Annotated in this window: 20 protein-coding genes; 19 read left to right on the forward strand and 1 reads right to left on the reverse strand. The window is 71.6% G+C overall.

What is annotated here, in order from left to right:
• Positions 1–9 precede the first annotated feature (9 nt).
• From mltG to nusB, 9 genes are all read left to right on the forward strand, one after another.
• Positions 10–1944, forward strand: a complete 1935-nt coding sequence (gene mltG, locus PZB77_RS26845; RefSeq protein WP_275495197.1) for an endolytic transglycosylase MltG — start codon at positions 10–12, stop codon at positions 1942–1944.
• Complete coding sequence (locus tag PZB77_RS26850; protein ID WP_275495198.1) at positions 1931–2767, forward strand: shikimate dehydrogenase; 837 nt, start codon at positions 1931–1933, stop codon at positions 2765–2767. Before mltG ends, PZB77_RS26850 begins: the two co-directional genes overlap by 14 nt.
• 457 nt (positions 2768–3224) lie before the next feature.
• A complete protein-coding gene (gene aroC / locus PZB77_RS26855) occupies positions 3225–4409 on the forward strand; it encodes a chorismate synthase (RefSeq protein ID WP_275495199.1) in 1185 nt (394 codons plus the stop codon).
• A complete protein-coding gene (gene aroB / locus PZB77_RS26860; protein ID WP_275495200.1) occupies positions 4406–6043 on the forward strand; it encodes a 3-dehydroquinate synthase in 1638 nt (545 codons plus the stop codon). Before aroC ends, aroB begins: the two co-directional genes overlap by 4 nt.
• Complete coding sequence (gene aroQ / locus PZB77_RS26865) at positions 6040–6480, forward strand: type II 3-dehydroquinate dehydratase (protein WP_275495201.1); 441 nt, start codon at positions 6040–6042, stop codon at positions 6478–6480. The genes aroB and aroQ overlap by 4 nt, the downstream gene beginning before the upstream one ends.
• 289 nt (positions 6481–6769) lie before the next feature.
• Entirely contained in the window at positions 6770–7588 is an 819-nt protein-coding gene (locus PZB77_RS26870) for a Pro-rich N-terminal domain-containing protein (protein WP_275495202.1), read from the forward strand.
• 119 nt (positions 7589–7707) lie between these two features.
• On the forward strand, positions 7708–8814 hold the full coding sequence (locus PZB77_RS26875) for a M24 family metallopeptidase (RefSeq protein WP_275495203.1): 1107 nt from the start codon (positions 7708–7710) through the stop codon (positions 8812–8814).
• A 52-nt stretch (positions 8815–8866) separates the two neighbouring features.
• Positions 8867–9433, forward strand: coding sequence for an elongation factor P (efp, locus tag PZB77_RS26880; RefSeq protein WP_275495204.1), 567 nt, complete (start codon positions 8867–8869; stop codon positions 9431–9433).
• A gap of 2 nt (positions 9434–9435) precedes the next feature.
• Entirely contained in the window at positions 9436–9867 is a 432-nt protein-coding gene (gene nusB / locus PZB77_RS26885; RefSeq protein ID WP_275495205.1) for a transcription antitermination factor NusB, read from the forward strand.
• A 224-nt stretch (positions 9868–10091) separates the two neighbouring features.
• Here nusB and bldD read toward each other — a convergent pair whose 3' ends face one another.
• The gene (bldD, locus tag PZB77_RS26890; protein WP_275495206.1) at positions 10092–10592 is read right to left on the reverse strand and encodes a transcriptional regulator BldD; all 501 of its coding nucleotides are present in this window, start codon (positions 10590–10592) and stop codon (positions 10092–10094) included.
• Positions 10593–10823: 231 nt separating this feature from the next.
• Here bldD and pyrR point away from each other — a divergent pair, with 231 nt between their 5' ends.
• The 10 genes from pyrR to gmk all read left to right on the forward strand — a co-directional run bounded on the left by pyrR (position 10824) and on the right by gmk (position 22104).
• Entirely contained in the window at positions 10824–11408 is a 585-nt protein-coding gene (gene pyrR / locus PZB77_RS26895; RefSeq protein ID WP_275495207.1) for a bifunctional pyr operon transcriptional regulator/uracil phosphoribosyltransferase PyrR, read from the forward strand.
• Positions 11409–11533: 125 nt separating this feature from the next.
• Positions 11534–12511 carry an aspartate carbamoyltransferase catalytic subunit gene (locus tag PZB77_RS26900; RefSeq protein WP_275495208.1) on the forward strand — a complete coding sequence of 326 codons (978 nt, stop codon included), beginning with the start codon at positions 11534–11536 and terminating at the stop codon, positions 12509–12511.
• 2 nt (positions 12512–12513) lie between these two features.
• Complete coding sequence (locus tag PZB77_RS26905; RefSeq protein ID WP_275495209.1) at positions 12514–13800, forward strand: dihydroorotase; 1287 nt, start codon at positions 12514–12516, stop codon at positions 13798–13800.
• Positions 13797–14375, forward strand: coding sequence for a hypothetical protein (locus PZB77_RS26910; protein ID WP_275495210.1), 579 nt, complete (start codon positions 13797–13799; stop codon positions 14373–14375). Before PZB77_RS26905 ends, PZB77_RS26910 begins: the two co-directional genes overlap by 4 nt.
• On the forward strand, positions 14372–15529 hold the full coding sequence (carA, locus tag PZB77_RS26915; RefSeq protein WP_275495212.1) for a glutamine-hydrolyzing carbamoyl-phosphate synthase small subunit: 1158 nt from the start codon (positions 14372–14374) through the stop codon (positions 15527–15529). Before PZB77_RS26910 ends, carA begins: the two co-directional genes overlap by 4 nt.
• Positions 15522–18830, forward strand: a complete 3309-nt coding sequence (gene carB, locus PZB77_RS26920; RefSeq protein WP_275495213.1) for a carbamoyl-phosphate synthase large subunit — start codon at positions 15522–15524, stop codon at positions 18828–18830. The genes carA and carB overlap by 8 nt, the downstream gene beginning before the upstream one ends.
• A 102-nt stretch (positions 18831–18932) precedes the next feature.
• Positions 18933–20042, forward strand: a complete 1110-nt coding sequence (locus PZB77_RS26925) for a quinone-dependent dihydroorotate dehydrogenase (RefSeq protein WP_275495214.1) — start codon at positions 18933–18935, stop codon at positions 20040–20042.
• Positions 20039–20875 carry an orotidine-5'-phosphate decarboxylase gene (gene pyrF / locus PZB77_RS26930; protein ID WP_275495215.1) on the forward strand — a complete coding sequence of 279 codons (837 nt, stop codon included), beginning with the start codon at positions 20039–20041 and terminating at the stop codon, positions 20873–20875. Before PZB77_RS26925 ends, pyrF begins: the two co-directional genes overlap by 4 nt.
• A 249-nt stretch (positions 20876–21124) precedes the next feature.
• Positions 21125–21448 (forward strand): integration host factor, encoded by a 324-nt coding sequence (locus PZB77_RS26935; RefSeq protein WP_266702292.1) that lies wholly within the window; start codon positions 21125–21127, stop codon positions 21446–21448.
• A gap of 38 nt (positions 21449–21486) precedes the next feature.
• Entirely contained in the window at positions 21487–22104 is a 618-nt protein-coding gene (gmk, locus tag PZB77_RS26940) for a guanylate kinase (protein WP_275495216.1), read from the forward strand.
• Positions 22105–22114: the final 10 nt, after the last annotated feature.

Raw genomic sequence — 22114 nt, forward strand, 5'->3', positions numbered from 1 at the left:
AGGGGATCGATGACTGAGTATGGCCGGGGCGCAGGCCCCGAACCGTGGCATCCCGAGGATCCCCTCCAGGGGGACCAGGGCTGGGATTCCCAGGAAGGGCCGCAGGGCCAGAACACCTACGGTGGCCATCCGCAGGACCCGCACGCACCCGGGCAGCCGTATCCGCAGGACCCGTACGCCCCGCAGCACCAGCAGGGCTACGGCGACCCCCAGGACCCGTACGCCCAGCACCAGGCATACCCCCAGCAGGGTTACGGCAATCCCCAGGACCCCTACGGGCATCAGCAGCACCAGCAACACCAGCAGCAGCACCAGGGCGGCTACGAGCAGCAGCCCTACGAGCAGCAGCACCGGGGCGGCTACGAGCAGCAGCAGTCCTACGAGCAGCAGTCCTACGACCCGCAGCAGCCCTACGGACAGCAGCACCCGGGGCAGCAGACCCCCTACGGTCAGCAGGACCACCAGCAGCAGCCCGGCTACGACCAGGGCTGGGACACCGGCGGCCGACCGGTCATGCCCTACGGCGCCCAGCCGCACGACCCGTACGACTACCCGGCGGAGAGCTACGGCGCCCCCGGTGACCAGTACGCCACCGCGGAGGCCTTCCCGCCGCCGCAGCCCCCGGGCCGCCGCACCGCACCGGAGGCCGAGCCCCGGCCGGAGACGGACTGGGACCCGGACGAACCGGTGGAGGAGACGCACCCCTTCTTCACCGGCGCCGACACCCCCGAGGAGAGGCGCGGGCGCGGCACGAACGGCGCCGGCGAGCCGGGCCGGGACTCCGACCCTGACGACGGCGCCGACTCCGAGTACGACGACGACCCGGGCTCCGGCAGGCGCGGCGGACGCACCAAGGGCAAGAAGAAGAGCCGCAGCGGCTGCGCCTGCCTCGTCGTTTCCCTGGTCCTCGTCGGCGGACTCGGCGGGGTCTCCTACTTCGGGTACACCTACTGGAAGCAGCAGTTCGGCGCCCCCGAGGACTACGAGGGGATGGGGACCGGCCCGCAGATCGAGGTCGAGGTCCCCAAGAACGCGCTCGGCTACGACATCGCCAACAAGCTGAAGAAGCTGGGCGTGGTCAAGTCGGTCGACGCCTTTGTCTCCGCGCAGAACGCGAACCCCAAGGGCAACTCGATCCAGGCGGGCGTCTACCTCCTCAACAAGGAGATGTCGGCGGCCGACGCCGTCAAGATGATGCTCGACCCGAAGAGCCAGAACGCCCTGGTGATCCCCGAGGGCACCCGTAACGTCAAGATCTACGCCATGATCGACCAGCGGATCGGTCTGGACGAGGGCACCACCCAGAAGGTCGCCCGGGCCAAGGCCGCCGACCTCGGTCTGCCGGACTGGGCGACGAACCACCCCGATCTCAAGGACCCGCTGGAGGGCTTCCTCTTCCCCGCGGCCTATCCGGTGGCCAAGGGCTCCAAGCCCGAGGACGCGCTGAAGCGGATGGTCGACCGCGCGAACGAGGAGTACAGCAAGCTCGACCTCGCCGGTGCTGCGAAGAAGTACGACCTGGACGGTCCCTGGCAGGTCCTGACCGTCGCCAGCCTGGTCCAGGCGGAGGGCATCTCGCACGACGACTTCCGCAAGATGGCCGAGGTGGTCTACAACCGCCTCCAGCCGGACAACACGATCACCAACCGCAAGCTCGAATTCGACTCGGCCTTCAACTACCTGAAGAAGCAGAGCGAGATCAAGATCGGTTCGAACGAGATCCGCACCAACCCGGACCTCTACAACACCTACTACCACGCGGGTCTGCCGCCCGGTCCGATCGGTAACCCGGGGGACGAGGCGATCAGCGCCTCCCTCAACCCGACCTCCGACGGGTGGATGTTCTTCATCTCGCTCGACGGCAAGAAGACCGACTTCACCAAGACGGTGGAGGAGCACGAAGAGCTCAACCAGAAGTGGAAGGAGCTGAATGACCTCCAGTGAGGGACCCCGCCGCGCCGCGGTCCTCGGCTCGCCGATCGCCCACTCGCTCTCCCCGGTCCTGCACCGGGCCGCGTACGCGGAGCTCGGTCTCGACCACTGGTCGTACGAGCGCCACGACGTCGACGAGGCCGGACTGCCGTCCTTCGTGGAGAAGCTGGACGCCGGCTGGGCCGGACTGTCGCTGACCATGCCGCTCAAGCGCGCGGTCATCCCGCTGCTCGACGAGATCAGCGACACCGCGGCCTCGGTCCGGGCCGTGAACACGCTCGTCCTCACCGCGGACGGCCGGCGGGTCGGGGACAACACCGACATCCCCGGCATGGTCGCCGCCCTGCGGGAGCGGGGCGTCGAGAAGGTGGAGTCCGCCGCCGTCCTCGGTGCGGGCGCGACCGCCTCCTCCGCGCTCGCCGCCCTCGCCGTGCTCTGCACGGGACCGGTCACCACCTACGTGCGCAGCCGCGCCCGGGCCGACGAGATGCGCGGCTGGGGCGAACGCCTCGGCGTGGACGTCCGGATCGCCGACTGGGCCGAGGCCGCCGGGGCGTTCGCCGCCCCGCTCGTCGTCGCGACCACCCCGGCCGGTACCACGGACACCCTCGCCGCAGCCGTGCCGGACGCGCCCGGCACGCTCTTCGACGTGCTCTACGAGCCCTGGCCCACCGCCCTCGCCGCCGCCTGGGCGGACCGGGGCGGGGCCGTGGTCGGCGGTCTCGACCTGCTGGTGCACCAGGCGGTCCTCCAGGTGGAGCAGATGACCAGCCGCTCCCCGGCGCCGCTGGCCGCGATGCGGGCGGCGGGAGAAGCCGCGCTCGCGGCTCGCTGAGGCCCCGCCGCCGCAGGCGGGGCTCATCATCGGAGCAGGACCTCGCACGGCCCGGCGCGGGGAGCCGAGGGGAGGACAGCCCTCGGCGTCCGCAGGCTCCCCGGCTCCCCGCAAGCTCCCCGGCGTCCGCGGCTCCTCGTCGCGGCGAACAGCTCCCGGGCCGTCGGTCAGCCGGTCACCGGCTCTTCGCGTCCCCCTCGTCTCCCGCCGACATCTCCCGGAGCCGGTCCGGAGGCCCCGGTCGGTGCGGGGACCCCGCCGTGCCGAGCGGACCGCCGGGGGGCCGTCGGGCGTGCGCCTCCCACCGGACCGCGCCCCCCCGGGACCGGAAGAAACGTCCGTCTTCTGGACCGGGGGCCGGACCGGTCCCCGGATCGTGGGAGGATCGGGGGCGGCGGGCCAGGGCCGCGCACCCGGCCGCGCCGTCGCAGTTTGCGCGCGAGCATGAGGAGCACCGTTGAGCAGGTTGCGCTGGCTGACTGCCGGGGAGTCGCACGGCCCCGCACTCGTGGCGACGCTGGAGGGTCTTCCCGCCGGCGTCCCGGTCACCACGGAGATGGTGGCCGACGCCCTCGCCCGACGGCGGCTCGGCTACGGCCGCGGTGCCCGGATGAAGTTCGAGCGGGACGAGGTCACCTTCCTCGGCGGGGTGCGCCACGGCCTCACCATGGGCTCGCCGGTCGCCGTCATGGTCGGCAACACCGAGTGGCCCAAGTGGGAACAGGTCATGTCCGCCGACCCGGTTCCCGAGGACGAGCTGGCCGCACTGGCCCGCAATGCCCCGCTGACCCGCCCCCGGCCCGGCCACGCCGACCTGGCGGGGATGCAGAAGTACGGATTCGACGAGGCCCGGCCGATCCTGGAGCGCGCCAGCGCCCGGGAGACCGCCGCCCGCGTCGCACTGGGCGCCGTCGCCCGCTCCTACCTCAAGGAGACCGCGGGCATCGAGATCGTCAGCCACGTCGTCGAACTTGCCGCCGCCAAGGCGCCGTACGGTGTGCTGCCGACCCCGGCCGACGTGGCGACGCTCGACGCCGACCCGGTCCGCTGCCTCGACCAGGACGCGTCGAAGGCGATGGTCGCCGAGATCGACCAGGCCCACAAGGACGGCGACACCCTCGGGGGCGTCGTCGAGGTGCTCGCGTACGGCGTGCCGGTCGGACTCGGCTCGCACGTGCACTGGGACCGCCGGCTCGACGCCCGGCTCGCCTCCGCCCTCATGGGCATCCAGGCGATCAAGGGGGTGGAGGTCGGCGACGGCTTCGACCTCGCCCGGGTGCCCGGCTCCCAGGCCCACGACGAGATCCTGGTCACCGAGGACGGCATCAAGCGCGCCTCCGGGCGGGCCGGCGGCACCGAGGGCGGCCTCACCACCGGCGAACTGCTGCGGGTCCGTGCCGCGATGAAGCCGATCGCGACCGTGCCGCGCGCCCTGGCCACCGTCGACGTGGTGACCGGCGAGCCCGCCAAGGCCCACCACCAGCGCTCCGACGTCTGTGCCGTGCCGGCTGCCGGAATCGTCGCCGAGGCGATGGTCGCCCTGGTGCTCGCCGACGCGGTCGCGGAGAAGTTCGGCGGCGACAGCGTGGCCGAGACGCGCCGCAACGTGCGGGGGTACCTCGACAACCTCCAGATCCGATGAGTGCGCCGCTGGTCGTCCTCGTCGGCCCCATGGGGGTCGGCAAGTCCACGATCGGTGAGCTCCTCGCCGAGCAGCTCGGGGCCCCGTACCGCGACACCGACGCCGACGTGGTGGAGACGGCGGGCAAACCCATCTCGGAGATCTTCTTCGACGAGGGCGAGGAGCGCTTCCGCGAACTGGAGCGCCGCGCCGTCCGTGAGGCCGTCGCCGGGCACTCCGGTGTGCTGGCACTCGGCGGGGGAGCCGTACTCGACGCGGACACCCGTGCCCTGCTGGCGGGACACGCGGTCGTCTACCTCTCCATGGACCTGGAAGAGGCGGTCAAGCGCGTCGGACTGGGCGCCGCCCGGCCGCTGCTGGCGGTCAACCCCCGACGGCAGTGGCGCGAGATGATGGAGCTCCGCCGTCACCTGTACGAAGAGGTGGCGCGGGTGACCGTCGCCACCGACGACCGCACCCCCGACGACATCGCCCGGGCGATCATCGACGCGCTGGCCCTGCCGGAACGCGACACGACGCCCGGCCGGGAGAAGACAGCAATGACCGAGCAGGCACCCACCCGCATCCAGGTCGCCGGCACCGCGGGCAGCGACCCGTACGACGTGCTGGTCGGCCGGCAGCTCCTCGGCGAGCTGCCGAAGCTGATCGGCGACCGTGCCAAGCGTGTCGCCGTACTGCACCCCGAGTCGCTCGCCGAGACCGGTGAGGCGGTCCGCGAGGACCTCGCCGCCCAGGGGTACGAGGCGATCGCGATCCAGCTGCCGAACGCCGAGGAGGCCAAGACCATCGAGGTCGCGGCCTACTGCTGGAAGGCGCTCGGCCAGACCGGTTTCACCCGGAGCGACGTGATCGTCGGGGTCGGCGGGGGAGCCACGACCGACGTCGCCGGGTTCGTCGCGGCGAGCTGGCTGCGGGGGGTGCGCTGGATCGCCGTACCCACCACGGTGCTCGGCATGGTCGACGCGGCGGTCGGCGGCAAGACGGGCATCAACACCGCCGAGGGCAAGAACCTCGTCGGCGCCTTCCACCCGCCGGCCGGGGTGCTCTGCGACCTGGCCGCCCTCGACTCGCTCCCGGTGCACGACTACGTCTCCGGGATGGCCGAGATCATCAAGGCCGGTTTCATCGCGGACCCGGTGATCCTCGACCTCGTCGAGGCGGACCCGGAGGGCGCCCGTACGCCGACCGGACCGCACACCGCCGAACTGATCGAGCGCTCCATCCGGGTCAAGGCCGAGGTCGTCTCCAGCGACCTCAAGGAGGCCGGACTCCGCGAGATCCTCAACTACGGCCACACCCTCGGCCACGCGATCGAGAAGAACGAGCGGTACAAGTGGCGTCACGGCGCCGCTGTCTCGATCGGTCTGGTCTTCGCCGCCGAGCTGGGCCGGCTCGCGGGCCGGCTCGACGACGCCACCGCCGACCGCCACCGCACCGTCCTCGCCTCGGTCGGGCTGCCGCTCACCTACCGCGGTGACCAGTGGCCGCGCCTGCTGGAGAACATGAAGCTCGACAAGAAGTCCCGCGGCGACCTGCTGCGCTTCATCGTGCTCGACGCCCTCGGCAAGCCCACCGTCCTGGAGGGCCCGGACCCGGCCATCCTGCTGGCCGCCTACGGGGAGGTCTCCGCGTGACCCGCAGGGTGCTCGTGCTGAACGGCCCCAACCTCGGCCGGCTGGGCTCCCGCGAGCCCGACGTCTACGGGGCCACCTCCTACGCCGGACTCGTCGAGACCTGCCAGGCGCTGGGCAAGGAGCTCGGCTTCGACGTCGAGGTCCGCGAGACCAACGACGAGGGCCAGATGATCCGCTGGCTCCACGAGGCGGCGGACGGTTCGCTGCCGGTCGTCATCAACCCCGGTGCCTTCACCCACTACTCCTACGGAATGAGGGACGCGGCCTCGCAGCGGACCGCGCCCCTCATCGAGGTGCACATCTCCAACCCGTACGCACGCGAGGAGTTCCGGCACAACTCCGTGGTCGCACCGGTCGCGACCGGGACGGTCGCCGGATTCGGCATCGGCTCCTACCGGCTGGCCCTGCGCGCGCTGGCCGACGAGCTGACGGACTGACCCGGCGTCACCACCCGCCGGGTGCCCGCCTCCGGGCACCCGGCCGAGTCCGCGGGCCCTCCCCGTCGCCCGGCCACTCCTCCGGGTGGCCTTCCCCGCGGTCGGCCTCTGGCTCGGGCGGCCTTCCCCGCGGTCGGGCCTTCCCGTCGGGCGTTCGGCCGGGGAGCGGGCAAGTGGCGCCGTCCCGGGCCGTTCACCCGGTGACGGCCGTTCCCCCGGGGAAGGCCCGGGGCGGTACGGTAGCCGTCCGACCAGCGCCAGTTGACCGCACGAGACGGAGTGGCACCGGATGCAGCACGCAGTGGGGGCTCCGTTGCCGCCGCCCCACAGGCCCGGGCACGGCCCCGTCGACGGCCGGCACCCCGGCAGCAGCCCCGTGCCGCCGCCCCCGATACCCCCGGCGCCCACCGCGCCCCCCGCTCAGGGGTGGGCCGGCTCCGACTCCGACCAGCAGCCCCCGCCCCCTTCCCGCGAGGTCACCGGCCACTTCCGGCTGCCGCCCGGAGGCCTCGTGCCGGTGCCGGCGGGGCCCGTCGAGGCCGGCACGGGCGCCGCGACCCTCGCCGTCCTGCTCATCGGCCCGGCGGGCGCGGGCAAGACCACCGTCGCCAAGCTGTGGGCCGCCCGTCGCCGGGTGCCCACCGCCCACGTCTCGCTGGACGACGTACGCGAGTGGGTGCGCTCCGGCTTCGCCGACCCGCAGGCCGGCTGGAACGACCAGTCCGAGGCCCAGTACCGGCTGGCCCGCCGCACCTGCGGCTTCGCCGCCCGCAACTTCCTCGCCAACGGCATCTCCTGCATCCTCGACGACGCCGTCTTCCCCGACCGCCCGGTCATCGGCCTCGGCGGCTGGAAGCGCCACGTCGGCCCCGGTCTGCTCCCCGTGGTCCTGCTGCCCGGCCTGGAGATCGTCCTGGAGCGCAACGCCGCCCGCACCGGCAACCGCCGCCTCTCCGACGAGGAGGTCGCCCGCATCCACGGCCGGATGGCCGGGTGGTACGGCTCCGGGCTGCCGATCATCGACAACTCGGCGTACGACGTCGAGACCACCGCCCGCGTCCTCGACGACGTCCTGGCCCGCGCCCTGGCCAGCCCGCCCGCCTGGTAGGGCGTACCCCGCTCCCGGCGGTCCGGGCGTGCCGGGTCCCGGCGGACCGGGCTTCCCGGCCGCCCCCGGTCGGACAGTGCTGACGCGCGGCCCGGCGGATGCGCTCGTACGCTCGGGGCATGTCAGAGGTGTACGCCGTCCGCCGCGGGCTGGTCCGCGACCGGTGCGCCGCCGCAGGATCGGCCGCCGCCCTGGTCTCCCGCCCCGCCAACGTCCGCTATCTCGCCGGCGGGGCGCCCCCCGGCGCCGTCCTGCTGCTCGGCTCCGGAGAGGACGTCCTGCTGTGCCCCCGTGCCCCGGTCGCGGATCCGTCCCACGGGCAGCCGGACGAGGCGCTGCGCGTCTCGGTCCTGGGCGGCGGGCGCGGGGACGCGGCCGTGGCCGCCGCGGGCCTGGCCGCCGCGCACGGTGCGGAACGCCTCGCGGTGGAGGAGCACGACCTCACCGTGGCCCGTCACCGGGCCATGGCCACCGCTGCCCCCCGGCTGCGCCTCGCCGACCTCGGGACCACCGTGGAGCAACTGCGGGTGGTCAAGGACGAGGAGGAGATCGCCTGCCTGCGCATCGCGGCGGAGATCACCGACCAGGCGTTGGGCGAACTCCTTGAGTCGATCCTCGTCGGCCGCACCGAACGCCACCTCGCCCTGGAGCTGGAGCGCCGGCTGGTCGACCACGGTGCCGAAGGGCCGGCCTTCCCCACCTCCGTCGCCACCGGGCCCCACTCCGGCCAGGGGCGTCACCGGCCGACCGACCGCAGGGTCGAGGAAGGCGATTTCCTCAGTGTCTGCCTCGGCGCCAGCTACCGCGGGTACCGCTGCGAGATCGGCCGCACCTTCGTGATCGGCACGGCCCCGGCGGAGTGGCAGATCGAACTGTACGAACTCGTTTTCGCCGCTCAGCGCGGGGGTCGGGAGGCCCTGCTGCCCGACGCCACCTACCGTGAGGTGGACCACGCGGCCCGCCATCCGCTGGACTCGGCGGGGCACGGCGAAGGGCTCCAGCCGAGTACCGGGCACGGGGTGGGACTCGAAATCGTCGAGGACCCGCAGTTGGCACCGACAGCCATGGGTAAACTGGACGCTTGCGTGCCGGTCACCGTCGGACCGGGGGTCCACCTCCCGGGCCGGGGCGGTGTCCGGATCGATGACACGCTCGTCGTGCGCCCCGAGGCGGACGGCGGACCCGAGCTACTCACCATTACGACCAAGGAGCTGCTCGCGCTCTAGCGCGTGTTCTCCTGGCCGTCCACCAGCTTTCAGTCCAGGAGACTCCGCAACCGTGGCTTCCACGAACGACCTCAAGAACGGCCTGGTGCTCAAGCTCGACGGAGGCCAGCTCTGGTCCGTCGTCGAGTTCCAGCACGTCAAGCCCGGCAAGGGCCCCGCCTTCGTGCGCACCAAGCTCAAGAACGTGCTCTCCGGCAAGGTCGTCGACAAGACGTTCAACGCCGGCGTGAAGGTCGAAACGGCCACCATCGACCGCCGGGACATGCAGTTCTCGTACATGGACGGCGAGTACTTCGTGTTCATGGACATGAGCACGTACGACCAGCTGATGGTCGACCGCAAGTCCGTCGGCGACACCGCGAACTTCCTCATCGAGGGCTTCACCGCCTCGGTGGCCCAGCACGAGGGCGAGGTGCTCTACGTGGAGCTGCCCGCCGCCGTCGAGCTGACCATCCAGCACACCGACCCGGGCGTCCAGGGCGACCGTTCCACCGGTGGCACCAAGCCCGCCACCCTGGAGACCGGTTACGAGATCGGTGTGCCGCTCTTCATCAGCACCGGTGAGAAGATCAAGGTCGACACCCGTACGGGCGACTACCTCGGCCGGGTGAACAGCTAACCGTGGCTGCCCGGAACAAGGCCCGCAAGCGCGCCTTCCAGATCCTCTTCGAGGCCGACCAGCGCGGCGAATCCGTGCAGACGGTCCTCGCGGACTGGGTCCGGCACTCGCGGACCGACGACCGTCAGCCCCCCGTCGGCGAGTTCACGATGGAGCTCGTCGAGGGGTACGCGCGCTACGCGGACCGCATCGACGACCTCATCGTCACGTACGCCGTGGACTGGGAGATCGACCGCATGCCGGTCGTCGACCGCAGCATCCTCCGGCTCGGCGCGTACGAGCTGATCTGGATGGACGCGACGCCGGACGCCGTCGTCATCGACGAGGCGGTCCAGCTCGCCAAGGAGTTCTCCACGGACGACTCCCCGTCCTTCGTCAACGGCATGCTGGCCCGTTTCAAGGACCTCAAGCCGAACCTGCGCCGCGAGCAGTAGCTCCGGAACGCGCGGTGTTCAGCCGACGAAGGCCCGCGGTCGTGAGACCGCGGGCCTTCGGCATGTCCGGCCCGGCCCTTCCGGGGAGTTCCGTGGAGCCCGCGGCGCACGCCGCGGACGGCGGGGCCGGAAACGACGCCGGGCCGGCGGGGCGGACCGTCTCCGGTCCGCCCCGCCGGCCCGGCGACGCGTGTTCCGCAGCGGGGACCGGGGTCCCCGCGGGCTCAGCCCTCTTCGTGGGCGACGGCCCGGCGCGCGTCCGCGTCCAGCACACCCCAGTTGATGAGCTGGTCCGTCAGCACGGACGGCGACTGGTCGTAGATCACCGCGAGGGTGCGCAGGTCGTCCTGGCGGATGGAGAGGACCTTGCCGTTGTAGTCGCCGCGCTGGCTCTGGATCGTCGCGGCGTAACGCTGCAGCGGTCCGGCCTTCTCCGGCGGCACGTGGGCGAGGCGCTCCAGGTCCAGGACGAGCTTCGGCGGCGGCTCGGCCGCGCCGCCGGGGGTCGTGCCGGGCAGCAACTCCTGGACGGGAACGCCGTAGAAGTCCGCCAGCTCCGCGAGACGCTGGACGGTCACCGCACGGTCGCCGCGCTCGTACGAGCCGACGACGACGGCCTTCCAACGGCCCTGCGACTTCTCCTCCACACCGTGGAGGGAGAGGCCCTGCTGGGTGCGGATGGCGCGGAGCTTGGCCCCGAGCTGTTTTGCGTATTCGCTGGACATAAGGCTCCCCGGACGCTCGAACAAGATGCGGCGCCGCCGCGTGGCTGGTGACTCACTGTGAGGTTACGCAGCGTTACGTGGATGCGTCAAGCCGGAAGGTCCACAGCGGCTCCTGACGGGGGCGGGGACGGGACTCCCGAGCGGCCCTGGTACCGTTGACGACGTAGTTTTCAGAATTTCCGACGTCCTTTAAGGTCCGTCCCGTGAGGCGGAGAAGGAGGTCCGTTTCCAATGGACGCACAGCACGACGGCACCGGCAACGCGGCACGGCCCGTTCTGGAAGCCCCCGACATCGCCCGCGCACTGACCAGGATCGCCCACGAGATCGTCGAACGCGCCAAGGGCGCCGACGACGTGGTGCTCCTCGGCATTCCCACCCGGGGCGTCTTCCTGGCCCGCAGACTGGCCGCGAAGCTCGAAGAGATCACCGGCCGCGCGATCCCGGTGGGATCACTCGACATCACGATGTACCGCGACGACCTGCGGATGCGTCCCGCGCGCGCCCTGGGCCGCACCGACATCCCCGGCGACGGCATCGACGAACGCCTCGTCGTCCTCGTCGACGACGTGCTCTTCTCCGGCCGCACCATCCGCGCCGCCCTCGACGCCCTCGGCGACATCGGCCGGCCGCGCGCCGTGCAGCTCGCCGTCCTGGTGGACCGGGGCCACCGCGAACTCCCGATCCGCGCCGACTACGTCGGCAAGAACCTCCCGACGTCGCACCGGGAGACGGTCACGGTCCAGCTGTCCGAGGAGGACGGCCGCGACGCCGTGCTGCTCGGCGACCGGCGGACCACCGCGGTGGGCGGGCAGTAGTGCCGCGACAGGCCACGGCACCGACACCCTTCCCGCACTAGCGCTCCCGTACGGCCCGCCACCCGGCTCGTACGGCCGCTGCCGCACGCCCGCACGCCACCTCCACCACCCCGGAGAACACCCAGATGAAGCGCCACCTCATCTCGGCCGCCGACCTCACCCGCGACGACGCCGTCCTCATCCTCGACACCGCCGAGGAGATGGCCCGGGTCGCCGACCGGCCGATCAAGAAGCTCCCGACCCTGCGCGGCCGGACCGTCGTCAACCTCTTCTTCGAGGACTCGACGCGCACCCGCATCTCCTTCGAGGCCGCCGCCAAGCGCCTCTCCGCCGACGTCATCAACTTCTCCGCGAAGGGCTCGTCCGTCTCCAAGGGCGAGTCCCTCAAGGACACCGCCCTGACCCTGGAGGCGATGGGCGCCGACGCCGTCGTCATCCGGCACCACTCCTCGGGCGCCCCGTACCGCCTCGCCACCTCCGGCTGGATCGACGGCGCGGTGGTCAACGCCGGCGACGGCACCCACGAGCACCCCACCCAGGCCCTGCTGGACGCCTTCACCATGCGCCGCAGGCTGGTCGGGGCCGACCAGGGCCTCGGCCGCGACCTCGACGGCCGCCGGATCACCATCGTCGGCGACGTCCTGCACAGCCGGGTGGCCCGCTCCAACGTCCACCTGCTGACCACGCTCGGCGCCCACGTCACCCTGGTGGCCCCGCCCACCCTGCTGCCGATCGGCGTGGAGCAGTGGCCCTGCGACGTCAGTTACGGCCTGGACGAGGTGCTCCCGCAGTCCGACGCGGTGATGATGCTGCGCGTGCAGCGCGAGCGCATGAACGCGGCGTACTTCCCCACCGAGCGCGAGTACTCCCGGCGCTACGGCCTGAACGGCGACCGCATGGCGAAGATGCCCGGGCACAGCATCGTCATGCACCCCGGCCCGATGAACCGCGGCATGGAGATCACCGCCGAAGTGGCCGACTCCGACCGCTGCACCGCCGTCGAGCAGGTCGCCAACGGCGTCTCCGTCCGCATGGCCGTGCTCTACCTGCTGCTCGGCGGCTCCGAACCCGCCACCTCCGCCCGTCCCGAGGGGAACAAGTAATCATGAGCAAGATCCTTATCCGCGGCGCGAAGATCCTCGGGGGCGACGTCGCGGACGTCCTGATCGACGGCGGGACCGTCGCCGGGATCGGCACCGGCATCGAGGCGGCGGACGCCACCGTCGTCGAGGCGGCGGGCCAGATCCTGCTGCCCGGCCTGGTCGACCTCCACACCCACCTGCGCGAGCCCGGCCGCGAGGACTCCGAGACCGTCCTGACCGGCACCAGGGCGGCGGCGGTCGGCGGCTTCACCGCCGTGCACGCCATGGCCAACACCTTCCCCGTCGCCGACACCGCCGGAGTCGTCGAGCAGGTCTGGCGGCTCGGCAAGGAGTCCGGTTACTGCGACGTCCAGCCGATCGGCGCCGTCACCGTCGGCCTGGAGGGCAAGCAGCTCGCCGAGCTCGGCGCCATGCACGACTCGGCCGCCGGGGTGAAGGTCTTCTCCGACGACGGCAAGTGCGTCGACGACGCCGTGATCATGCGCCGCGCCCTGGAGTACGTGAAGGCGTTCGACGGGGTCGTCGCCCAGCACGCCCAGGAGCCCCGCCTCACCGAGGGCGCCCAGATGAACGAGGGCACCGTCTCCTCCGAGCTCGGCCTCGTCGGCTGGCCCGCCGTCGCCGAGGAGTCGATCATCGCGCGCGACGTGCTGCTCGCGGCCCACGTCGACTCCCGGGTGCACATCTGCCACCTCTCGACCGCCGGCTCCGTCGAGATCGTCCGCTGGGCCAAGTCCAAGGGGTGGAACGTCACCGCCGAGGTCACCCCGCACCACCTGCTCCTCACCGACGAGCTGGTGCGCTCGTACGACCCGGTCTACAAGGTGAACCCGCCGCTGCGCACCGAGGCCGACGTCATGGCCCTGCGCGAGGCGCTCGCCGACGGCACGATCGACTGCGTCGCCACCGACCACGCCCCGCACCCGCACGAGGACAAGGACTGCGAGTGGGCCGCCGCCGCCATGGGCATGGTGGGCCTGGAGACCGCGCTCTCCGTCGTCCAGCAGACGATGGTCGAGACCGGTCTGCTCGACTGGGCGGGCGTCGCCGACCGGATGTCCTTCCGCCCCGCGGCCATCGGCCGCCTCGACGGTCACGGCCGGCCCGTCTCGGTCGGTGAGCCCGCCAACCTCGTCCTGGTCGATCCGGCATACCGTGGAGCCGTGGACCCCGCGGGCTTCGCGTCCCGCAGCCGCAACACCCCCTACGAGGGCCGTGAGCTGCCGGGCCGCGTCACCCACACCTTCCTGCGGGGCCGCGCCACGGTCGTCGACGGGAAGCTCACGTGACACATCCGATCCCCCTGTACCTGCTGGCCGCCGATCAGAAGTCGGCCGAGGTCACCGACTGGTCCGCCCGGATCAGCTGGGTCGTCGGCATACTGGTCTTCGTGGCCTTCGTCTACTGGCTGATGCGCCAGGGATGGAAGTGGCGCGGCAGCCTCCAGTCCGACCTGCCGGAACTCGCCACCACCCCCGAGGGCTTCATGGACCGCCCCCCGCTGCTGGAGCTCACCGGCCGCTACCACGGCTCGACCACCGCCGGGCAGTGGCTCGACCGGATCGTCGCCCACGGCCTCGGCACCCGCAGCCGGGTCGTGCTCACGCTCACGGAGCAGGGCCTGGACGTCGTACGCCCCGGAGCCGCCGGGTTCTTCGTGCCCGCCGAGGCGCTGCGCGGGGCCCGGCACGAGCGCGCGCTCGCGGGCAAGGTCCTCCCCGAGGGCGGCCTGCTGGTCGTCACCTGGGCCCACGGCGACAAGCTGATCGACTCCGGGTTCCGCTCCGACCGGGCGGCCGACCACCAGACCTGGATCGACACCCTCACCTCTCTCACCAGCACTACGGAAGGCACCGCACGATGACGATCTCCAATCCGGGGCACGCCTCGCAGAGGAAAAGGGTGTCTCCCGCCGTACTCGTCCTGGAGGACGGCCGCATCTTCCGCGGCCGTGCCTACGGGGCCGTGGGGGAGACGTTCGGCGAGGCCGTTTTCTCCACCGGCATGACCGGCTACCAGGAGACGCTGACCGACCCCTCATACGACCGCCAGATCGTCGTCGCCACCGCGCCGCAGATCGGCAACACCGGCTGGAACGACGAGGACGACGAGTCCGGCCGCATCTGGGTCTCCGGCTACGTGGTCCGCGACCCCGCCCGCATCCCGTCCAACTGGCGCTCGCGCCGTCCCCTGGACGAGGAGCTCGCACGGCAGGGTGTCGTCGGCATCTGCGGCATCGACACCCGCGCCCTCACCCGCCACCTGCGCGAGCGCGGCGCGATGCGCTCCGGCGTCTTCTCCGGCGAGGCACTCGCCCCCGACGCCGAACTGCTCGCCCGGGTCCGGGCGCAGCCGCAGATGACGGGCGCCAGCCTGTACGAGGAGGTCGCCACCAAGGAGGCCTACACCGTTCCGGCGGTCGGCGAGAAGAAGTTCACCGTCGCCGCCATCGACCTCGGCATCAAGGGCATGACCCCGCGCCGGATGGCCGAGCGCGGCATCGAGGTGCACGTGCTCCCCGCCACCGCGACCGCCGAAGAGGTCTACGCCGTCGCCCCCGACGGGGTGTTCTTCTCCAACGGCCCCGGCGACCCCGCCACCGCCGAGGGCCCGGTGGCGCTGATGCGCGCCGTGCTCGAGCGCAGGACGCCGCTCTTCGGCATCTGCTTCGGCAACCAGATCCTCGGCCGTGCCCTCGGCTTCGGCACGTACAAGCTGAAGTACGGCCACCGGGGCATCAACCAGCCCGTCCAGGACCGTACGACCGGCAAGGTCGAGGTCACCGCGCACAACCACGGCTTCGCCGTCGACGCGCCCCTGGACAGGGTCTCGGAGACCGAGTTCGGCCGTGCCGAGGTCTCCCACGTCTGCCTGAACGACCAGGTCGTCGAAGGACTGCACCTCCTCGACCAGCCTGCCTTCAGCGTCCAGTACCACCCCGAAGCGGCAGCCGGCCCGCACGACGCCGCCTACCTCTTCGACCGTTTCGTCACCCTGATGGAGGGCCAGCGTGCCTAAGCGCTCCGATATCCAGTCCGTCCTGGTCATCGGCTCCGGCCCGATCGTCATCGGCCAGGCCGCCGAGTTCGACTACTCCGGTACCCAGGCGTGCCGCGTGCTCAAGGCCGAGGGCCTGCGCGTCATCCTGGTCAACTCCAACCCGGCCACGATCATGACCGACCCGGAGATCGCCGACGCCACCTACGTCGAGCCGATCACCCCCGAGTTCGTCGAGAAGATCATCGCCAAGGAGCGCCCCGACGCCCTCCTCCCGACGCTGGGCGGCCAGACCGCGCTCAACACCGCCATCTCCATGCACGACAACGGCGTGCTGGAGAAGTACGGCGTCGAGCTGATCGGCGCCAACGTCGAGGCGATCAACAAGGGCGAGGACCGCGACCTCTTCAAGGGCGTCGTGGAGGCCGTCCGCGAGAAGATCGGCCACGGCGAGTCCGCGCGCTCGGTCATCTGCCACACGATGGACGACGTCATCCAGGGCGTCGAGACCCTCGGCGGCTACCCGGTCGTCGTCCGCCCCTCCTTCACCATGGGCGGCGCCGGCTCCGGCTTCGCCCACGACGAGGAGGAGCTGCGCCGCATCGCCGGACAGGGCCTCACCCTCTCCCCGACCACCGAGGTGCTCCTGGAGGAGTCCATCCTCGGCTGGAAGGAGTACGAGCTGGAGCTCATGCGCGACAAGAACGACAACGTCGTGGTCGTCTGCTCCATCGAGAACTTCGACCCGATGGGCGTCCACACCGGCGACTCCATCACCGTCGCCCCGTCGATGACGCTCACCGACCGCGAGTACCAGCGCCTGCGCGACCTCGGCATCGCGATCATCCGCGAGGTCGGCGTCGACACCGGCGGCTGCAACATCCAGTTCGCCATCGACCCCAGCGACGGCCGGATCATCGTCATCGAGATGAACCCGCGTGTCTCCCGGTCCTCGGCGCTCGCCTCCAAGGCCACTGGATTCCCGATCGCGAAGATCGCTGCCAAACTGGCCGTCGGCTACACACTGGACGAGATCCCCAACGACATCACGGAGAAGACCCCGGCTTCCTTCGAGCCGTCGCTCGACTACGTCGTCGTCAAGGCCCCGCGCTTCGCGTTCGAGAAGTTCCCCTCCGCCGACTCCACCCTCACCACCACCATGAAGTCGGTGGGCGAGGCCATGGCGATCGGCCGCAACTTCACCGAGGCGCTGCAGAAGGCGCTGCGCTCGCTGGAGAAGAAGGGCTCGCAGTTCTCCTTCACCGGAGAGCCCGGCGACAAGGACACCCTGCTCGCCGAGGCGGTCCGCCCCACGGACGGCCGCATCAACACCGTCATGCAGGCGATCCGGGCCGGGGCCACCCCCGAGGAGGTCTTCGACGCCACGAAGATCGACCCGTGGTTCGTCGACCAGCTCTTCCTGATCAAGGAGATCGCCGACGAGCTTGCCTCGGCCCAGCGCCTCGACGCCGACGTGATCGCCGAGGCCAAGCGCCACGGCTTCTCCGACGCGCAGATCGCCGGGATCCGCGGCCTGGGCGAGGACGTCGTCCGCGAGGTCCGCCACGCCCTGGGGATCCGCCCGGTCTACAAGACGGTCGACACCTGCGCCGCCGAGTTCGCCGCGAAGACGCCGTACTTCTACTCCTCGTACGACGAGGAGAGCGAGGTCGCGCCCCGCACCAGGCCCGCGGTGATCATCCTCGGCTCGGGTCCCAACCGCATCGGCCAGGGCATCGAGTTCGACTACTCCTGCGTCCACGCCTCCTTCGCACTCAGCGACGCCGGCTACGAGACCGTGATGGTCAACTGCAACCCGGAGACCGTCTCCACCGACTACGACACCTCCGACCGGCTCTACTTCGAGCCGCTCACCCTGGAGGACGTCCTGGAGATCGTCCACGCGGAGACCCTCGCCGGCCCCGTCGCGGGTGTCATCGTCCAGCTCGGCGGCCAGACCCCGCTCGGCCTGGCGCAGGCGCTCAAGGACAACGGCGTGCCCGTCGTCGGCACGTCGCCCGAGGCGATCCACGCCGCCGAGGACCGCGGCGCCTTCGGCCGGGTGCTCGCCGAGGCCGGCCTGCCCGCGCCCAAGCACGGCACCGCCACCACCTTCGACGAGGCCAAGGCCATCGCCGACGAGATCGGCTACCCGGTCCTCGTCCGCCCGTCGTACGTCCTCGGCGGACGCGGCATGGAGATCGTCTACGACGAGACGCGCCTCTCCACGTACATCGCCGAGTCCACCGAGATCAGCCCCACCCGGCCGGTCCTGGTCGACCGCTTCCTCGACGACGCCATCGAGATCGACGTCGACGCGCTCTACGACGGCACCGAGCTCTACCTCGGCGGCGTCATGGAGCACATCGAGGAAGCCGGCATCCACTCCGGCGACTCGGCCTGCGCGCTGCCCCCGATCACCCTCGGCGGCCACGACATCAAACGCCTGCGGATCTCCACCGAGGGCATCGCCAAGGGCGTCGGCGTCCGCGGCCTGATCAACATCCAGTTCGCGCTCTCCGGGGACATCCTCTACGTCCTGGAGGCCAACCCCCGCGCCTCCCGCACCGTCCCCTTCACCTCGAAGGCCACCGCCGTCCCGCTCGCCAAGGCCGCCGCCCGCATCTCGCTGGGCGCGACCATCGCCGAGCTGCGCGCCGAGGGCCTGCTGCCGGCCCACGGCGACGGTGGCACCCTGCCGCTCGACGCGCCGATCTCCGTCAAGGAGGCCGTCATGCCGTGGTCGCGCTTCCGCGACATCCACGGCCGCGGGGTGGACACCGTCCTCGGCCCGGAGATGCGCTCGACCGGCGAGGTCATGGGCATCGACTCGGCCTTCGGGACGGCCTACGCCAAGTCCCAGGCAGGCGCCTACGGCCCGCTGCCCGTCAAGGGCCGTGCGTTCATCTCGGTCGCCAACCGCGACAAGCGCTCGATGATCTTCCCGGCCCGGGAACTCGTCGCCCACGGCTTCGAGCTGATGGCGACCTCCGGCACCGCCGAGGTCCTCAAGCGCAACGGCATCAACGCCACCGTCGTGCGCAAGCAGTCCGAGGGCGAGGGGCCGGAGGGCGAGAAGACCATCGTCCAGCTCATCCACGACGGCCAGGTCGACCTCATCGTCAACACGCCGTACGGCACCGGCGGCCGTCTCGACGGCTACGAGATCCGGACCGCCGCGGTGGCCCGCTCCGTGCCGTGCCTGACGACCGTCCAGGCGCTCGCCGCCGCGGTCCAGGGCATCGACGCGCTCAAGCACGGGGACGTCGGCGTACGTTCCCTCCAGGAGCACGCCGAGCACCTGACGGCGATCCGCGACTAGGAGCGGGGTACGACCGGCTCCGGGACCCGCGCGGTCCCGGAGCCGGCCAGGCAAGGGGGGCACCGGTCAAGCGGTGTCCCCCTCTTCGTGAGGACACCTTCGATGTACAAGTTCTTCTTCCAGCTCGTCTTCAAGCGGATGGACCCGGAGCGGGCCCACCACCTCGCCTTCCGGTGGATCCGCCTCGCCGCCCGTACCCCCGTCCTGCGGACCTTCGTTGCCGCCGCGCTGGCTCCCCGGTACGCGAGCCTGCGCACCGAGGCCCTCGGGCTGCGCATGCACGGTCCCTTCGGGCTCGCCGCCGGCTTCGACAAGAACGCCGTCGCGATCGACGGCATGGCGATGCTCGGCTTCGACCACGTCGAGATCGGCACCGTCACCGGTGAGCCGCAGCCCGGCAACCCGAAGAAGCGGCTCTTCCGCCTCGTCGCCGACCGCGCGCTCGTCAACCGCATGGGCTTCAACAACGAGGGCTCCGCCGCCGTCGCCGCACGTCTCGGCGCCCGCACCGCCGTCTTCCGCACCACCGTCGGCGTCAACATCGGCAAGACCAAGGTGGTGGACGAGGCCGAGGCCGCCGCCGACTACGTGAAGTCCACCGAGCGCCTCGCCGCCCACGCCGACTACCTCGTGGTCAACGTCTCCTCGCCCAACACCCCCGGCCTGCGCAACCTCCAGGCCACCGAGGCACTGCGCCCGCTGCTGACCGCCGTCCGCGAGGCCGCCGACCGCACCGTGACCGACCGGCGGGTCCCGCTGCTCGTCAAGATCGCCCCGGACCTCGCGGACGAGGACGTCGACGCCGTCGCCGACCTGGCCGTGGAGCTCGGCCTCGACGGCATCATCGCCACCAACACCACCATCGCCCGCGACGGCCTCGGTCTGCGCTCGCCCGCCTCCCTCACCGGGGAGACCGGCGGACTCTCCGGCGCCCCGCTCAAGGAGCGCTCCCTGGAGGTCGTCAGGCGCCTGTACGCGCGCGTCGGCGACCGGATCACCCTGGTGGGCGTCGGCGGCGTCGAGAGCGCCGAGGACGCCTGGCAGCGCATCCTCGCCGGTGCCACGCTCGTCCAGGGGTACAGCGCCTTCATCTACGAGGGTCCGTTCTACGCCCGCGCGATCCACAAGGGGCTGGCCGCCCGGCTGGCCGCGTCCCCCTACGCCACCCTCGCCGAGGCAGTCGGCGCCGGAACCCGGAAGGCCGCCCAGTGACCCCCGAACCCTTCGGCGCACGCCTGCGCCACGCCATGGACACCCGCGGGCCGCTCTGCGTCGGCATCGACCCGCACGCCACGCTGCTCGCCTCCTGGGGTCTGCCCGACGACATCGCGGGCCTGGAGCGCTTCACCCGTACGGTCGTCGAGGCCCTGGCCGACCGGGTCGCCGTCCTCAAGCCGCAGTCCGCGTTCTTCGAGCGCTTCGGCTCCCGCGGCATCGCCGTGCTGGAGACGGCCGTCGCCGAGGCCCGCTCGGCCGGCGCGCTCGTACTCATGGACGCCAAGCGCGGTGACATCGGGTCGACCATGGGCGCCTACGCGGCCACCTACCTGGACAAGGACTCGCCGCTCTTCTCGGACGCCGTCACCGTCTCGCCGTACCTCGGCTTCGGCTCGCTGCGCCCGGCGCTCGACGCCGCCGCGGTCTCCGGCGCGGGCGTCTTCGTGCTGGCGCTCACCTCGAACCCGGAGGGCGCCGAGGTGCAGCGCGCCACCGCCGCCGACGGCCGTTCGCTGGCCCAGCTGATGCTCGACCACATGGCCGCCGAGAACGCCGGGGCCGAGCCGATGGGGTCGGTCGGCGCCGTGGTCGGCGCGACCCTCGGGGACGCCGGGGCCGACCTCGCGATCAACGGGCCGCTGCTCGCTCCGGGCATCGGTGCCCAGGGCGCCACCCCGGCCGACCTGACGGCCGTGTTCGGTGACGCGGTGAACAACGTGGTGCCGAGCGTGAGCCGGGGTGTCCTGCGCCACGGACCGGACGCCGCGGGGCTCCGCGGCGCCGCCGAACGCTTCGCCGACGAGATCCGTACGGCCGTTCACGGATAGTTGAATGCGACACATAACAGCGCGTTGACGAATTCCTGAGGAAAATCCCGGCCTTTATGTCGCGAATGTCCTGGTCGGCCACAGCTGACCAGGACTTTTCGTTCGTTCTCGCTGACTCCGGGGCAGTTGGCCGCTAGTCTCCGTCGAGAGCCAACGAGCACAGGTTGTTGTTCGTGGCTCGCCAGGTGTGGGGCAACAGGTTCCTCACCGGTCCGTATCCGACAGATCGACATCCGAGGTGACGTAGGCGTGGCTCTTCCGCCCCTTACCCCTGAACAGCGCGCAGCCGCGCTCGAAAAGGCCGCCGCGGCTCGCCGGGAGCGGGCCGAGGTAAAGAATCGACTCAAGCACTCCGGCGCCTCGCTCCACGAGGTCATCAAGCAGGGCCGGGAGAACGACGTCATCGGCAAGATGAAGGTCTCCGCACTCCTGGAGTCCCTGCCGGGCGTGGGCAAGGTCCGCGCCAAGCAGATCATGGAGCGTCTCGGGATCTCCGAGAGCCGCAGGGTCAGGGGTCTCGGCTCCAACCAGATCGCATCCTTGGAGCGAGAGTTCGGCGGCTCCGCCGCCTGACGTTCTCAGGCACTCCTGAGAACCTGGATAATCGCTGCATGGCTGCAACATCCCGGGGGACGTCCCCCGTACCCCCGGACGTACGTCCGCGGCTGACCGTGCTCTCCGGCCCCTCCGGGGTCGGCAAGAGCACGGTCGTCGCGCATATGCGCAAGGTCCACCCCGAGGTCTGGCTCTCGGTGTCGGCGACGACCCGCAAGCCGCGCCCCGGCGAGACCAACGGCGTCCACTACTTCTTCGTGGACGACCAGGAGTTCGACAAGCTGATCGCCAACGGCGAGCTGCTCGAATGGGCGGAGTTCGCGGGCAACCGCTACGGCACCCCCCGCCGGGCCGTCCTCGACCGCCTGGAGAACGGCGAGCCGGTGCTGCTGGAGATCGACCTCCAGGGCGCCCGGCTGGTCCGCGAGTCGATGGCCGACGCGCGGCTCGTCTTCCTCGCCCCTCCGAGCTGGGACGAACTGGTCCGCCGGCTCACCGGCCGGGGCACCGAACCGCCCGAGGTGATCGAGCGCAGGCTCGCCGCCGCACGGGTGGAGCTGGCCGCCGAGGCCGAGTTCGACACCACCCTCGTCAACACCTCCGTCGAGGACGTGGCGCGCGAGCTGCTAACGTTGATGCTTCAGGCTTCCGACCACCGTGCCACGAGCGACTGAGATCAACTGA

Origin of the sequence: Streptomyces sp. AM 2-1-1 (assembly GCF_029167645.1) — a bacterium.
Classification (GTDB): Bacteria; Actinomycetota; Actinomycetes; order Streptomycetales; family Streptomycetaceae; genus Streptomyces.